Below are 14,132 nucleotides of genomic sequence, written 5' to 3' on the forward strand. Positions count from 1 at the left end.
AGTAAAAAGAAAATAACATGTCTGAGAAGAAGCACAGGAGCACCGACTGGTTTGGAAAAGAGGGGAAAGACGGGTTTATCTACCGGGCCTGGATGAAAAATCAGGGCTTTCCGCCTGATGAATTTGACGGGAAGCCCGTCATCGGTATCTGCAATACGTGGTCGGAGCTCACGCCCTGCAATGCACACCTTCGTGACCTGGCAGAGGCGGTGAAAAGGGGCATCTGGGAGGCCGGCGGTCTGCCGCTGGAATTTCCGGTGATGTCGCTGGGAGAAACGTTGATTCGTCCCACGGCCATGCTGTATCGGAACCTGGTCAGCATGGATGTAGAGGAGTCAATTCGGGCCAATCCGCTGGACGGGGTGGTACTGATGTGTGGCTGTGACAAGACGACGCCTTCCCTGGTCATGGGAGCCTGCAGCGTGGATATTCCATCCATTGTGGTTTCCGGGGGCCCCATGCTCACGGGCAAATTCAAAGGGGAGGATATCGGGACCACGGATGTGTGGCGGTTCGCAGAGGAATACAAAGTTGGTGCGTTGAATCGCGAAGAGTTCAGAGCGGCAGAGGGTGCGCTTTGCCGGAGCGCGGGCCACTGCGCAGTGATGGGCACGGCCTCGACCATGGCATCCATGGTCGAATCCCTGGGGCTGAGTCTCCCGGGCAATGCGGCTATTCCTGCGGTTGATGCACGGCGCAAGGTGCTGGCTCACCGCTCGGGCCGAAGGATTGTGGAGATGGTGGATGAAGAGCTAACCCCTTCCGCTATACTGAGCCGCGATGCCTTTGTCAATGCTGTCAAGGTGAATGCAGCCATTGGGGGATCCACAAATTTTATTGTACATCTCATGGCTATTGCCCGGCGTATCGGGGCACCGCTGGAGCTCGATGATTTCGATCGGTACGGGAGTGAAGTCCCTTTGCTGGTCAACCTTAAACCTTCCGGTGAGTACCATATGGAGGAATTCTACTATGCGGGCGGACTTCCGGCCGTCATTGCCGAACTGGAGGAATATTTGAATTCCGATATCGTAACGGCAAACGGCAAAACTTTGGCGGATAATAACCGGGGGGCTCCCTGTTACAACCGCGACGTGATTGCGTCGGTGGACGACCCTTTTCAGGAGGAGGCGGGAATAACCGTGGTTCGCGGCAACCTGTGCCCGGAAGGAGCGGTCATTAAAACATCTGCTGCTTCGGAAGAGCTGCTGCAGCACCGGGGACCGGCGGTCGTATTTGAAAATATTGAAGATTATCACGCCCGTATCGATGATCCCGACCTGGAGGTGGATGAAGACTCGGTGTTGGTATTAAAGTACGTGGGCCCGAAGGGATACCCGGGCATGGCCGAAGTCGGTAACATGGGGCTGCCCAGGAAAATCCTGGACAGGGGCGTCAAGGATATGGTTCGCATTTCCGACGGACGCATGAGTGGCACGGCCTATGGGACAGCTTTCCTGCATGTGGCTCCGGAATCTTATGCGGGCGGGAATCTCGCGCTTGTTCAGAACGGGGATATGATTGAAGTGGATGTAAAGAACAAGCGTCTCCATCTGGATGTGCCCGAAAAGGTGCTTGAGCAACGAAGGGCTGACTGGAATCCACCGGTCCATGACTTTGACCGGGGTTATGTCAGGCTCTATATCGATCATGTAGAGCAGGCCCATTTGGGGGCAGACATGGATTTCCTGGTGGGAAGCTCAGGAGGCGAGGTGAAACGCGAATCCCATTAAAAAATCCCCCCGCAAAATGTTTCAGCAGGGGGATCTCCAAGGGACAATTCATCAATAATGCTGGCAGGGGGGTTAGAAGTCTCCACCCATGTCATCGCCACCGCCGCCGGGACCTCCGCCGCCCCCTCCTCTGCGGCGATCCTCCGTATTGCCAAAGAAATAGCGGAAGTTAATGGAGAATGAGCGGGTTGACCAGCTGAACTCACGGTGCGAGTAGAAATCAGTGTTGGGATTCCCGTCGTCGGTAACGGTATTGTTGAAATTTCGGGAATTGAAGATATCACGAACGGAGAGCGAAAGAAGGGCTTTTCCTTCCATCATTTCGTAGGAGAGCCCGGAATCCATCATGGTGCTGCCCTCGCGTCGGCCCTGGGTGGTATTGCGCGGGCCCCGGTAGCGCAGGGAAGCCTGGTAGTTCAGCTGCTCGCTGATTTCCCAGCGAAGCCGTGACCGGGCCGTAAGGGTCTCGCCCTCACTGTCAAAGACCTGGTTCTGGTAGGTGCCTTCTGATTTGGAACGAAAAAGATTTGCATTGGCTGTCAGGGTCAGGCCATCCATAATATCCTGATCGGCCGAGAATTCAACGCCCCAGGCCTTCTCGGTTGCAAGGTTAATGGGATAGATGCGAATCTGGTTTTCTTCCTGTTCCGTAATCCGTTCGATGACATCCGTACGATGGCGGTAATAAAAGCTGGTGAGTAAGGAGCCGGTCTCCCAGTAATGCAGGTAGCCTGCCTCGTAGGAGTTGCTGAATTCCGGTTTCAGGTTTGGGTTGCCGGTAAACCGCGTGCGGCTGTCGGAAAAGTCGGAGAAGGGAAGCAGCATGCGCGACCAGGGACGACGCAGCCGCCGACTGTAGCTGAACTGCACCGATTGCTCCTCATTAAAGGAGTAGTTGAGAAAAGCGGTCGGGAAAAGGTTAACATAATTTTGGTCGTTGACTTCATCCGTACTCGACAGTTCAGTTCGGATGCGGGTATTTTCCAGTCGAACGCCGATCTGTCCGGAGAATTTTCCCCATTCGGTGCCAAGGTTGGTATAGGCAGCGTATACGCCCTCGCGGTAGAGAAAGTTGTCGTTAAATTCCCCTTCCACGGCCTGCCAGCTGCCGTCGGGCTGCTGTTCTTCGGCCAGAAAAGAGTTTTCCATCCACTCGGTGTCGCTTCGAAGTCCGGCCTCCAGCTTGCCGTTTTCACCCAGGGGACGCACATAGTCGGCATTGAAGCGCAGATCCTTTTCTTCTTCTTCATCTACGCTTCGCTGGATCAGCGGATCCCCGCTGCCCTGGCGAATGGATTCCTCAATATCGGCATTGGCTTTCTCCCGGCTGATATCAAAGCTGGCATCGGCCTCCAGCTTGTGTTCGTCACCATCGAACTCGTTCTGATAGTCCAGATTGAAGTCCAGATCCTTTTCATCATTTATTTCAACAGAATTGCGATCGGTGCGGGTAATGATGTTTCCGTCGCCTATATTTTGGCCATTGGGTACATAATTTAAATCGGTATATAAAATATCTTCACGGTTTTCTTCCTCTTCCAGGTTGGCAAAGACGCTGGCCGTGAGTACCGAATTTTCAGAGAAATTGAAATTGGCCCCGAACCGGAGGTTTCCGTCGATTTCTGATTCATCGGCATCCGTTTGTTCCGCATACATGTAAGAGGTGTCGGCTCCGGCAAAGCGCTGGAATGAACTTCCCTCCTCCGGATCTTTCCGGTAGTCCAGGCTTCCGCCCAGGAACCAGTTGATCATGCCCCGGCGATAATTGACATTGGCCGACACTTCATGATCCTGGGGCCATCCGGTGCCCAGGCTTACGCTGCCGTTAAGGCCAAGGCGTTTATCCTCTTTCAGGATGATATTGATGATACCGGCCGTCCCTTCGGCTGAATATTTGGAAGAGGGATTAGTGATAATTTCTACTTCGGCTATCATGTTGGCTGGAATGCTTCGAAGCGCATCCACGCCGTTGCTGACCATGGAGGAGGGTTTGCCGTTGATAAGCACCCGCACCGATTCATTGCCGCGCAGGCTGATATTGCCATCGATGTCAGTAGTGATCGATGGGACGTTGTCGAGCACATTAATGGCCGAACCGCCCAGGCTGGTAATGTCGCGTCCCACATCAAAAACGCGCCGGTCGAAACTCATGGTCATCTGGGACCGTTCCCCTTCAACGACGACCTCACCCAGGGATTCGGCTGTTGGATTCAGGGTGATATCACCGAGGTCTTCTGTCTCACCCGAAGCGACCCGGAAAGGCTCGGTGTAGGGCTTAAAAGAGAGAAAAGTTATTTTTAACACATAGCTGCCCGGATCAACATCAATACGAAAGGTGCCGCTGGAATCACTGGAAGTTCCGGTTACCACGTTGGTTTCGGTAGAATCGTACACGGCCACCGAGGCGTAGGGTACGGGCTGATCGTTTTCGTCATAAATGGTTCCTGTCACAATGGCTTCGTCAGCCTGCCCATAGGCTGCAGAGGCCGCAAATAATGTCAGAAGAGCTATGGATAAAAACTTTTTCATTGCTCGATGTCAATAGTTTTGGTTTCATGTTGTGAGGTTAACGTAACAGGAGAACTTGTGGTAACGTTGAACGAAATCTGAAGTAAATCTGAAGTCTTTATCCCGCAGCCAATTTGTAACATAAATTTACAAATGGACCTGTCTGACCGGCATAAAGAGGGGACGTACCACCCGAAATTTTAACGACTGTCCAGTGGCACAGGTAAGATGAGATGGCAGGTGGCGAATGAAAAAGGTTGTTTTAGCAGTTGGGATGAACCATTCCTTTTTCGGGGGGCAGAAAACAGGATCCAGCCTGTTGACGCTCATCAGCTTTGCTCAGAGGCAAAGGTAATCGTTATCGTGTGCCAGTTGTCTCTGTAATCGTAGGCTATGGTATAGCCGTTCTGATCAGCAATCTGTTTGATAATCGAGAGGCCCAGTCCGATGGAGTCCATCCCGTGGTCGGCTTTTTTAAAACGCTTGAACAGGGTATTGGGGTCAATGTTCAAAGGTTTTCCGGTGTTGCGGATTTCCAGCTCGGTTGGCGTAAGGGTTATGCGGATTTCTCCCTTCTCTACATTATGCTTGATGGCGTTTTGAAAAAGGTTGGTCCACATAATATCGGCAAGCACCGGATGAATATTGAGGATGACGTCTTCCTCCAGGTTAGTCTCCACGTGGAGGCCGTTCAGCTTGATGAACTCATCAAAAGACGTCGTACTCTGCCGGATGAGATCCGTGAGATTTACTTCATCCTTGCTGGTAAACTCGTGATTCTCAATTTTGGTAAGCAGAGCGAGCGATTCACTGAGACGTGATAATTTTTTAATGGCCCGCTGACTTGCCTCCACATATTGATACTGCTCGGGAGTCAGGTCGGTTTCGGTAAGCAGTTCCATCTTTCCCTTGGTGATGGAAAGTGGAGTCTGCAGTTCGTGTGACGCATTTTCGGCAAATTCCTTCAGGTTTTTATAGTCCGCCACGGCTTTGCGGGTCATCTCTTCCACGAAGCGGTTGAGATCGTCAAACTCTTTGACATTGGTTTCGGTAGCCAGAATCGGTTCCTTGTTCTGAATGTTGAACTGCCTGATCCGGTCGAGCGTTTCCCGAAAGGGCTTGAAGAGCCGGCCCGAAACAATCACGCCCACCCCTATAGCACCAATAACCTGAAGTCCCAGGATCCACAGCAGAATCTGAACAACAGCTTCGGTAATATCATCGGTTTCGACCAGTGCCCCGTATGTGGAAATGAAGTAGGTTGTATCCTCCACCGTCCGGTAGGCAGAAACTTTCAGGTTGGGCTCCATCTGCTGGAGTCGATCGTGCCATACAAGGGTATCCTCAATAATGGTTTCGGGCTCACGGTTTACAGGAAGGGGCTGTATGACAAGATTGCGATCATCATCCCCGCGGGTTTTGGGGTGGTGGAAGTGTTTGCCCTGCTGGAGAAGATGGGTGACTCGATCAATGCGATCCATGAAACGCCACTTCAGCTCGTTGTCCAGTTCGCCCTTGATGACGAAGTAAGAAATATAGCCTCCAATACCCAGTACGATGACAGTCACGACCAGGTAAATTGATATAAATTTATTGATCAGCTTCATGCGTGATTGGTCACTTTGAACTTGTACCCGATGCCATAGACGCTTTCAATATAATTCCGGGCGCCCGCCTGTTCCAGTTTTTTGCGCAGGTTTTTGATGTGTTGATAAACGAAGTCGAGGTTCGTGAGGTGATCCACGTAGTCGCCCCACAGGTGTTCGGCGATTGTCTGCTTGGAAAGCACATGGTTCTTGTTGGAGGCAAAGTACAGGATCAGGTCATATTCTTTAGGGGTGAGGTCCACGGGGGTATCATTGACGGTCACTTCCATGGTATCCGTATTGATCGCAATCTCATTGACGTTGATGATTTCCCGGCCATCGCGCTGATTCCGGCGGTTAACGGCCTTGATACGAGCGTGCAGTTCCGGCAGCTGGAAGGGTTTGGTGATATAGTCATCGGCTCCCAGTTCCAACCCCTTGACTTTTTCGTCCAGGGCATTCTTGGCAGAAATGATGATGGTACCAGTCTGGGGATTCACCGATTTGAGTTCCCGAAGAACCTGCAGTCCAGATCCGCCGGGGATCATGATGTCAATCAAAACCACATCGTAGGTATAGGACATCACTTTGTCGAATGCCTGCTTATAGTCTCTGGCATATTCGCAGATATATCCTTCCCGCTTTAGATAGGTGCGGATGTTCTGCAGCAGGTCTTCGTTATCTTCGATAATAAGCAGTTTCATATGTAGGAGGATAAGCAATAATTTTGAAGAAAAACTGAAGTTCAAGACATACCGGCAGTATCCGTTGCACAGGGAGACTGGACCGTATTCCTTACCGCGGGATTACGGGAAAACTTTATTAGTTTTCCTTCTTCTTTTCAATAAATCTATCAAGTGATTAGACCTTAGCAACTCATTAGTTATATTTCCTGCAGTTGTACAGGCTAATCATCAATATCAGGCCAACGTATTATGAGATTTGTTGTGATCATCACCTTAGTGGGAGTTCTCTTGTCCGGTTGTGCAGGTCAGCAGGGCGGCAGTTCCAATGGTTCTGCCTCTTCTACTGCGCCGGAAGAGGGATCGCAGAAACAGCATGCTGGATCTGCTTTGCCCCAACCACTGGATGCCTCCAGTTATGAGCGCGAAGACAGCAGTTTGGGACAGCTTATCTACGTACCGGTTTATTCCCATATTTACCAGCAGGATCGTCAGAAAACTTTTAATTTAACGACTACATTGAGTATCCGCAATGTTGATCCGCATCGATCGATGATCATCAGGGAGGTTATCTACTACGATTCGCATGGCGAGCTGGTGCAACAATATCTGAAGGAGCCAACGACCCTGCAGCCGCTCTCATCCACCTCCTTTGTTATTGAAGAACGGGATCTGCGCGGAGGGGTGGGCGCTAACTTTTTGGTTAGTTGGTTGTCGGACCACCCGGTGAATCCGCCGGTGGTGGAAGCGGTGATGATCAGCACTTCACAGCAGCAGGGCATCTCCTTCCTGAGCAAGGGCCGGGTGCTGCAAGAGCTTCAAGGCCAACCCGCAGAAACAGGTACCGACTGATGGTGTTTGCGGTTTCACTTCCGTTCTTGTCTGAACTGGTAGCGCTTTTCGGGGTCAGTGTCGTCATTGCCTACATCTGCTATCGTTTCAGGATTGTACCCATTGTCGGCTTCCTGCTGGCCGGGGTCCTTATTGGTCCCAATGCACTGGCCCTGGTGCAGGATCAGGAACTGGTGAATATGCTGGCGGAAATCGGAATCATTTTGCTGTTGTTTACCATCGGCATCGAATTCAGCCTCGACAAACTGGCTCGCATCAAAAAAGCGATTCTTGTGGGAGGAGGATTGCAGGTGAGCATTACAACCCTGCTGGTTGCGGTTCTTCTCTGGCTATTTGGCATTAGCTGGAACAGCGGCATCTATACCGGTTGTCTGGTAGCGTTGAGCAGTACAGCAATCATCCTGGGGCTGCTGAATGAGCGCGGTGAAACCGATACGCCGACAGGACAGCTTACTCTCGCGGTACTGATCTTCCAGGATTTAGCCATTGTACTGATGGTGTTGCTGGTACCAATCCTGGCGGGAGAATCGCAGTCTTTGTCGGATATTGCGGTTATCATCGGCAAGGCGGCGATGCTCATCGTGCTGGTCATTGTCTTAGCCCAGCGTATCGTGCCCTGGCTGCTTGAAAAGGTAGCGCAGACCCGGCGGCAGGAGCTATTTCTGCTGACGGTAGTGGCGATCTGCTTTGGGACCGCGGCTGTGACCAACCTCGTAGGGGTGAGCCTGGCGCTGGGAGCTTTTTTGGCAGGTCTAGTGGTAAGCGAAAGCCACTACAGCGAGCAGGCTATCAGTGAAATACTGCCCCTTCGAACCATATTCAACGCGGTGTTCTTTGTTTCTGTCGGCATGCTGCTGGATCTTCAGTATGTGATCGAACATCCCCTGATCATAGCGGGGATTGCCCTGTCGGTTATCCTGCTAAAATTCCTAGTCAGTACCGGCAGTCTGCTGGCCCTGAAATATCCAGTCCGCATCGCTGCCACGGCCGGCTTTGGATTGGCACAGATTGGGGAATTCAGTTTTGTCCTCGAGCGTTCCGGGCGCATGGCCGGCCTTACCCCGGCCGACATGGGGGATCTGGGATCGCAGATTTTTATAGCAGTTTCCGTTCTGTTGATGACGGTAACCCCGTGGCTGATGGATCGCGGCTCCACGGTAGGCACCATGGTCAGCCGCTTTCGGATGTTTGGCAAAGATTCCGATAGCCAGCCAGTGCCTTCCGCTGATAAAAAGTCCCTGGAAGATCATGTAATCATTATCGGCTATGGACCAGCGGGGCGTCACCTCGTGCAGGTCCTGGGGGATACGGGCATCCCCTACATCGTAATTGAGATGAATCCGGATTCGGTAAAAGAGATGCAGCAGCAGGATATTCCGGTCATTTTTGGAGACGCCTGCCAGCAGTACATCCTTTCTCAGGCAGTAGTTGAACAGGCCAAGCTCTGTGTCATTGCCACCAATGATCCCCTGGCCAGTCCACGTATTGTGCGGCAGGCGCGCTATCTGAATCCCACTCTGCAGATTATTGTGCGCTCGCGCTACCTTAGCGAGCTGGAGTATTTCGAAGAAATGGGCGCCGATATTGTGGTGCCGGAAGAGATGGAGACAACCGTTCGCCTCTTTACGCATGTACTTGGTGCCTACATGGTGCCCCAAGAGGAAATCCAGGAATATGTCCGTATCCTGAGGGCTGACGACTATGAAATTCTCAGGGGCAGCATACAGGAGGCCCACCTGATGGTACTGCAGGGACTGGATGAGGAGGGACTGCACACCCGGGCGGTGGCTGTTCGTGAAGGTTCACCCGTGTCTGGAAAGACGCTCGAGGAACTCGAGCTTCGGAAGAAATACGGGTTTACCGTACTGGCCGTCAAGCGGGGAGAAAATACGATGGGAAATCCTGCCGGCTCGTTCCGCCTTCAGCCTGATGACCGGCTGGTGCTGGTGGGCAGTGCTGATCAGTTCTCCACCTGTTCAGCACTTTTCCGAACCGACGGCCCCGGCCGTGATGGTCACTGATTGATACATCTGTGGTCCTCTGGTTAGTTTTGACTAAACAGTTAATAAGTCCTGGCGGCTCTTCCTACTTTTTCAGGATGCTTTCATCCAGCATGTCAGTGTCCTTAAATACAAAGAAGTTGGTCAGGTAGATGCCCAGGAAGACCGACAGTATGGTGCCCGAAAAGATGGCGATCATAATCATTATCTGGTATTTGATGGCGATGATGGGCGAACTGCCGCTGAGTATCTGGCCTGTCATCATGCCCGGCAGCGAAACAAGTCCGATTGTAGCCATGGAAGCGAGCGTGGGATTGGCAGATTTCTGCAGCGCTTCGCTGATGAACGATTGCAGCGCTTCGTTCCGGGTGGCGCCACAGGCAAGAAAGAACTGGTAGCGCTCCTTGTGCTCACTCAGGCTGTAGTAAAAGGCATTAATGCCGATTACATTGCTGCGCAGGCAGTTTCCCAGCACCATCCCGGTAATGGGTATGGTGTATTGGGCGGCCAAAAAGGTTGGAAGCTGGATCACTGCCTCCAGGAAAAAGAGGTCAATAACTATAATGCCCAAAAAGGTTGCTGCAAAAATGGGGATGAGCAGGGAGCTCTTTCGCTTGAGGTCGCTGCGGTCAATGGTTGCAAAGTCGGCTACCAGCACCATAATTAAAATCCAGCCGGCATTAACCCATGGATTGTCGTACTTGAAGAGATACTCCAGGTAATAGCCGACGAACAATAACTGAAGCACCATCCGAAGGGTGGCTGTGAGTAGTTTCTTGTTAAGCCCTGTTCTGTATTTCCAGAGGATATAGGCCGGCAGCAGCAGTATGACAAAGGCAACAGCCAGCTGCATCCATGTCAGATCAATGATATCCATTTAGTCCAGGAGTATGATGTTATCGCCCTGCTTAACCCAGTAGGGATCATGGGACGTTGAGATAATTGTTTTATTTGTATGTGCAAGCAATAGATCAATAGCCCGGTCTTTGGAGGCTTTGTCAAGGGCTGAGGTGGGTTCGTCCAACAGCAGCAGCGGTTTGTTCAGCAGGTGGCAGATTGCCAGTCCAACACGCTGCCGCTGGCCGGTGGACAGATCGCGGAACTGCTTGCGGTAGGTGTCTTCCGACAAACCAAGTTTTTTTAATACGGATAAGCGGGTCTCTGCGCTTGGCGTTTTTAACTGATTTGCGGCAAATTCAAAAGGGCGATACATAAGCTCCTCCACGCTGCCGTCGCCCAGGTCCAGATCCTGGGGAAGCCAGGCGATATGGCTGCGCATTTGGCGGGCTGTTTGTCCGTCTGCATATTGGAGGCTTCCCTCCGTTGGGGTTACAAATCCCAGCAAAAGCTTCAGGAGGGTGCTTTTACCCGACCCTGACGCTCCTTTGAAGATGGTATGACTGCCCTCTGGAATGGTACAGCTGAAATGTTGTAAAACCGTTTCAGTGTCAAACCGGATGGTGATATCTGAGCAAGTGACAAGGGCGTTCAAGATTATGTGCGGAAGTTATTTCGGTTCAAGATGGATGATGTTATCCCGCGGTTCCGCTTCTGTTGAACGGCGGGTAGATGCTGCTAAAGCGATCAGCAGGCCGCCTCGAACGGTGCAGGAATTCCTGTATCCCATCCGTTGCTGCAATCAGTATCGCAATCGCGGGAACAAGGAGGAGCCTGCCGGCTTCTGTTCTGAAAGGTGGATACCATGTGGAGGCCATTGGTATTTTAAATATTTGGACCGCAAGGTGCAGGCACTAAAGTGCATCAGTTTCGAACCTACACGCATTAATCGCTCATCCGAAGCCAGCTGCCGGTCACGGCAAGCAAGCAATGTTGATATGGTAGGTATATTTTTTGTACTTAAAAAGGTATTTTAAAAACGTTTCTGCTGGCTATTAGTGGAAATGATACTAAAATGCTAAGTTTGGGCGTTGGTACAGATTAATAAAGGTGTTATCAAATTTTTAAAAAGCAAGCATATGGAACTTCAGAAATTGCAAAATCAGATATACTGGATATTCATTTTTTTGATGCTGCCCCTGATGGCGCAGGCGCAGGATATGTCGACGATCCAGGGTATGACACCGCTCCAGGTTGCTCATTTGCAGCAGGTAAATGAAATTGCCATAGCTCCCTCGGGAGATAAGGCGGCATACACTGTTTCAGAACCGGCTGATCCCAGAAAGGAAAACCGGCCGGCTAAATATCGGCTGTTTGTGCGCGATCTGGATTCCAAGCAATCGGTCCCTTTTGTGACAACCATGAGTGTGAGCAACATTGCATTTCGTCCCTCGAAAAAAAGCATCACCTTTCTGAGTAAGCGGGAGAGCGATAGTACCGCAGGCCTGTTTGAAATCTCGATGATCGGTGGAGAACCACAGCGCATCTTGACATTCCCCACGGACATCTCATCCTATTCCTGGGCTAAAAATGGGAACCATCTTGCATTTATCGCGGCCGATACTGCGGAGAAATCGGAGTCATCCCTGCCCTATGAGCCGGAAATTTATGAGGAAAACCTCAGTAACCAGCACGGATTTATTGTAAATATGGCAGATCAGGATCCGAAGCCGCGGAAGCTGCAGGTTGATGGTTCCATCTACCAGATCGATTGGAGCCCTGAAATGAGAAGACTCGTCGTTGCAGCAGCTCCCACCCCCCTGGTGGATGATTACTACATGAAGCAGCAGGTGATGATTACGGACTCGCTCGGGCAGGAAACGCTTGTTACGGTGGACCATGAAGGGAAGCTGGGCGATGTGCAGTGGAGTCCGGACGGAACCCGTCTGGCGATGCTTGCAGCGGCTGATCTGCACGACCCGACAGCAGGCCGTTTGCATATTGTTTCAGCCAGTGACGGCACAACCCAGCAGCTTCAGCCCCAGTTTGGCGGAGCCTTTGAGCAGTTTAAATGGACGGGCGACAACGAACTGCATTACCTGGCAAGTAAGGGCGTGTGGTCTGTTTACGGCCGTATCAACGCAGACGGAACCAGCATGGAAAGCATCGTGGAGGAAGGTGGACCCTACCTGGAAACATTCGCCCGTGCCTCGGATGGAACGGCGGTGTTCATGGCCGATCATATCACCCACCCCCGCGAACTATACCAGTACTATGCGGAAAAGGATACCGTGGTACGGCTGACCAACAATAATGAGTGGCTTGCAGATATCGCACTGGGCCGCCAGGAGGCCGTAAGCTGGACTGCCAGTGACGGAACCGAACTGCAGGGACTGTTGATTTACCCGGTGAATTATCAGAAGGGCGAAAAATATCCCCTGATAACCACCGTGCACGGAGGGCCGGAAAGCCACTATGACAACGGCTGGCTGACGAGCTATTCCACACCTGGACAGGTGGGGGCAGCCCAGGGGTACTTTGTTTTTTATCCCAACTACCGGGGTAGTACAGGCCGAGGTGAGAATTTTGCCAAAAGCAGTCAGGGCGACATGGCCGGGGCTGAATTTGATGATATTGTAGCCGGTGTTGAGGAGCTGATCAAAGGAGGGCTCGTGGATTCATCCAAGGTAGGGGTTACGGGGGGATCCTATGGAGGCTATGCCACTGGCTGGATGGCTACACGCTATACCGATCACTTTGCCGCGGGGGTGATGTTTGTAGGTATCAGCAATAATATTTCAAAGTGGGGTACCAGCGATATTCCTGAAGAGCTTTATCAGGTGCACGCCCGGGAGCGTATCTGGGAGAACTACCAGTCCTTTCTGGAGCAAAGTCCCATCTACTACGCGGGCCAGGCCAAGACCCCCCTTCTTATCATGCATGGAAAAGAAGATACCCGCGTCGACCCCAGCCAGTCGTATGAGATGTATCGTCATATTAAAACCCGCACCGATACGCCGGTGCGACTGGTACTGTATCCTGGTGAGGGACACGGCAACATTAACTCCACGGCGCGATACGACTACAGCCTCCGGATGATGCGCTGGTTTAATCAGTACCTGCAGGGGAATGTACAAAAAGAACCGGGTATCGAACTGGATGTGGAAAGCCGGTCGGTTCAAAGCTGAATCCGTAGCGTTTGACGGGGTTCTGAACCACTACGGTACTCATGAGATCTAACAGCAATGCAGGCTGATGGAAAATGAGGGTGTGAGGTCAGCAAGCAAATTTTTGAGTTATGTGCTTCGTCACCATCCGGAAGCCATTGATCTGGAAGTCGACAGCCATGGCTGGGCGTCGATAAGAGAACTGATTCAAAAAGCCAGTCAGCAGGGACGCCGGCTGGATCGCAGCCTGATCAACAAAATTATTGATGAAAGCGCCAGGCAGCGTTTTAACCTCAGCGCAGACGGCAGGTTCATCCGTGCTGGTTATGGGCATTCCATTGATGTGGACCTGCAGCTGCGACCCCGAATACCGCCGGACCCACTTTTTCACGGCACGGCCAAACAGTTCCTCCCCTCTATTTTGAGTGAAGGCCTCCGGGCGGGCGGCCGCAATTTTGTGCATCTTTCGGCTGAGAAAAAAAATGCCAGGATTATAGGGAAGCCTCATGGCAGGCCTGTGGTCCTTTGTATTAACACAGCCGGAATGAGCAGGAGTGAGTATCCCTTTTATCAATCGGGGAGTGACCCGGGTATCTGGCTTGTAAAAAGCGTACCGGTGCAGTTCCTGGAAAAAAAATGCTGAATAATTTCAGGGAGTGGACGGCTGTACCATGTTTCGGGAATGCCAACGAGGATGAACGGAGACTGTATTCAGGGAGGCAATTGTAAAATATTATGGTAACCTCTTGTTTTTAAACAGTTAACT

10 protein-coding genes are annotated in these 14,132 nt (G+C 51.7%); 5 read left to right on the top strand and 5 right to left on the bottom strand.

Annotated elements, in window-relative coordinates:
• The first annotated feature begins 17 nt into the window (after nt 1-17).
• Nucleotides 18-1,733, top strand: a complete 1,716-nt coding sequence (locus FN808_RS04560) for an IlvD/Edd family dehydratase (protein WP_142713377.1) — start codon at nt 18-20, stop codon at nt 1,731-1,733.
• Nucleotides 1,734-1,805: 72 nt separating this feature from the next.
• On the opposite strand, the gene FN808_RS04565 is transcribed toward FN808_RS04560, so the two are convergent.
• The 3 genes from FN808_RS04565 to FN808_RS04575 all read right to left on the bottom strand — a co-directional run bounded on the left by FN808_RS04565 (nt 1,806) and on the right by FN808_RS04575 (nt 6,531).
• Nucleotides 1,806-4,262: a TonB-dependent receptor gene (locus FN808_RS04565; RefSeq protein ID WP_142713378.1), complete on the bottom strand. Its 2,457-nt coding sequence runs from the start codon at nt 4,260-4,262 to the stop codon at nt 1,806-1,808.
• Between the two features lie 308 nt (nt 4,263-4,570).
• On the bottom strand, nt 4,571-5,848 hold the full coding sequence (locus tag FN808_RS04570; protein WP_142713379.1) for a sensor histidine kinase: 1,278 nt from the start codon (nt 5,846-5,848) through the stop codon (nt 4,571-4,573).
• On the bottom strand, nt 5,845-6,531 hold the full coding sequence (locus FN808_RS04575) for a response regulator transcription factor (protein ID WP_142713380.1): 687 nt from the start codon (nt 6,529-6,531) through the stop codon (nt 5,845-5,847). The genes FN808_RS04570 and FN808_RS04575 overlap by 4 nt, the downstream gene beginning before the upstream one ends.
• A gap of 231 nt (nt 6,532-6,762) precedes the next feature.
• Between FN808_RS04575 and FN808_RS04580 the strand changes: the two genes are divergently transcribed.
• Both FN808_RS04580 and FN808_RS04585 read left to right on the top strand, forming a co-directional pair.
• On the top strand, nt 6,763-7,362 hold the full coding sequence (locus FN808_RS04580; RefSeq protein WP_142713381.1) for a DUF3124 domain-containing protein: 600 nt from the start codon (nt 6,763-6,765) through the stop codon (nt 7,360-7,362).
• Nucleotides 7,362-9,383 carry a monovalent cation:proton antiporter family protein gene (locus FN808_RS04585; protein WP_142713382.1) on the top strand — a complete coding sequence of 674 codons (2,022 nt, stop codon included), beginning with the start codon at nt 7,362-7,364 and terminating at the stop codon, nt 9,381-9,383. The genes FN808_RS04580 and FN808_RS04585 overlap by 1 nt, the downstream gene beginning before the upstream one ends.
• A 64-nt stretch (nt 9,384-9,447) precedes the next feature.
• Here the strand turns inward: FN808_RS04585 and FN808_RS04590 are convergent, their stop codons facing one another.
• A complete protein-coding gene (locus FN808_RS04590; RefSeq protein WP_142713383.1) occupies nt 9,448-10,239 on the bottom strand; it encodes an ABC transporter permease in 792 nt (263 codons plus the stop codon).
• A complete protein-coding gene (locus tag FN808_RS04595; protein ID WP_185958247.1) occupies nt 10,240-10,854 on the bottom strand; it encodes an ABC transporter ATP-binding protein in 615 nt (204 codons plus the stop codon).
• 484 nt (nt 10,855-11,338) lie between these two features.
• Between FN808_RS04595 and FN808_RS04600 the strand changes: the two genes are divergently transcribed.
• The gene (locus tag FN808_RS04600) at nt 11,339-13,387 is read left to right on the top strand and encodes a S9 family peptidase (protein ID WP_142713385.1); all 2,049 of its coding nucleotides are present in this window, start codon (nt 11,339-11,341) and stop codon (nt 13,385-13,387) included.
• Between the two features lie 67 nt (nt 13,388-13,454).
• A complete protein-coding gene (locus FN808_RS04605) occupies nt 13,455-14,009 on the top strand; it encodes an RNA 2'-phosphotransferase (RefSeq protein ID WP_142713386.1) in 555 nt (184 codons plus the stop codon).
• The last annotated feature ends 123 nt before the right edge of the window (nt 14,010-14,132 follow it).

Origin of the sequence: Fodinibius sediminis, from assembly GCF_900182555.1 — a bacterium.
GTDB classification, from domain to species: Bacteria; Bacteroidota; Rhodothermia; order Balneolales; family Balneolaceae; genus Fodinibius; species Fodinibius sediminis.

Excerpts from the sequence above, each read along its gene's own strand:
- FN808_RS04580 (WP_142713381.1), top strand. The coding sequence starts at position 6,763 with ATGAGATTTGTTGTGATCATCACCTTAGTGGGAGTTCTCTTGTCCGGT.
- FN808_RS04560 (WP_142713377.1), top strand. The coding sequence starts at position 18 with ATGTCTGAGAAGAAGCACAGGAGCACCGACTGGTTTGGAAAAGAGGGG.
- FN808_RS04565 (WP_142713378.1), bottom strand. The coding sequence starts at position 4,262 with ATGAAAAAGTTTTTATCCATAGCTCTTCTGACATTATTTGCGGCCTCT.
- FN808_RS04590 (WP_142713383.1), bottom strand. The coding sequence starts at position 10,239 with ATGGATATCATTGATCTGACATGGATGCAGCTGGCTGTTGCCTTTGTC.
- FN808_RS04600 (WP_142713385.1), top strand. The coding sequence starts at position 11,339 with ATGGAACTTCAGAAATTGCAAAATCAGATATACTGGATATTCATTTTT.
- FN808_RS04605 (WP_142713386.1), top strand. The coding sequence starts at position 13,455 with ATGGAAAATGAGGGTGTGAGGTCAGCAAGCAAATTTTTGAGTTATGTG.
- FN808_RS04585 (WP_142713382.1), top strand. The coding sequence starts at position 7,362 with ATGGTGTTTGCGGTTTCACTTCCGTTCTTGTCTGAACTGGTAGCGCTT.
- FN808_RS04570 (WP_142713379.1), bottom strand. The coding sequence starts at position 5,848 with ATGAAGCTGATCAATAAATTTATATCAATTTACCTGGTCGTGACTGTC.
- FN808_RS04575 (WP_142713380.1), bottom strand. The coding sequence starts at position 6,531 with ATGAAACTGCTTATTATCGAAGATAACGAAGACCTGCTGCAGAACATC.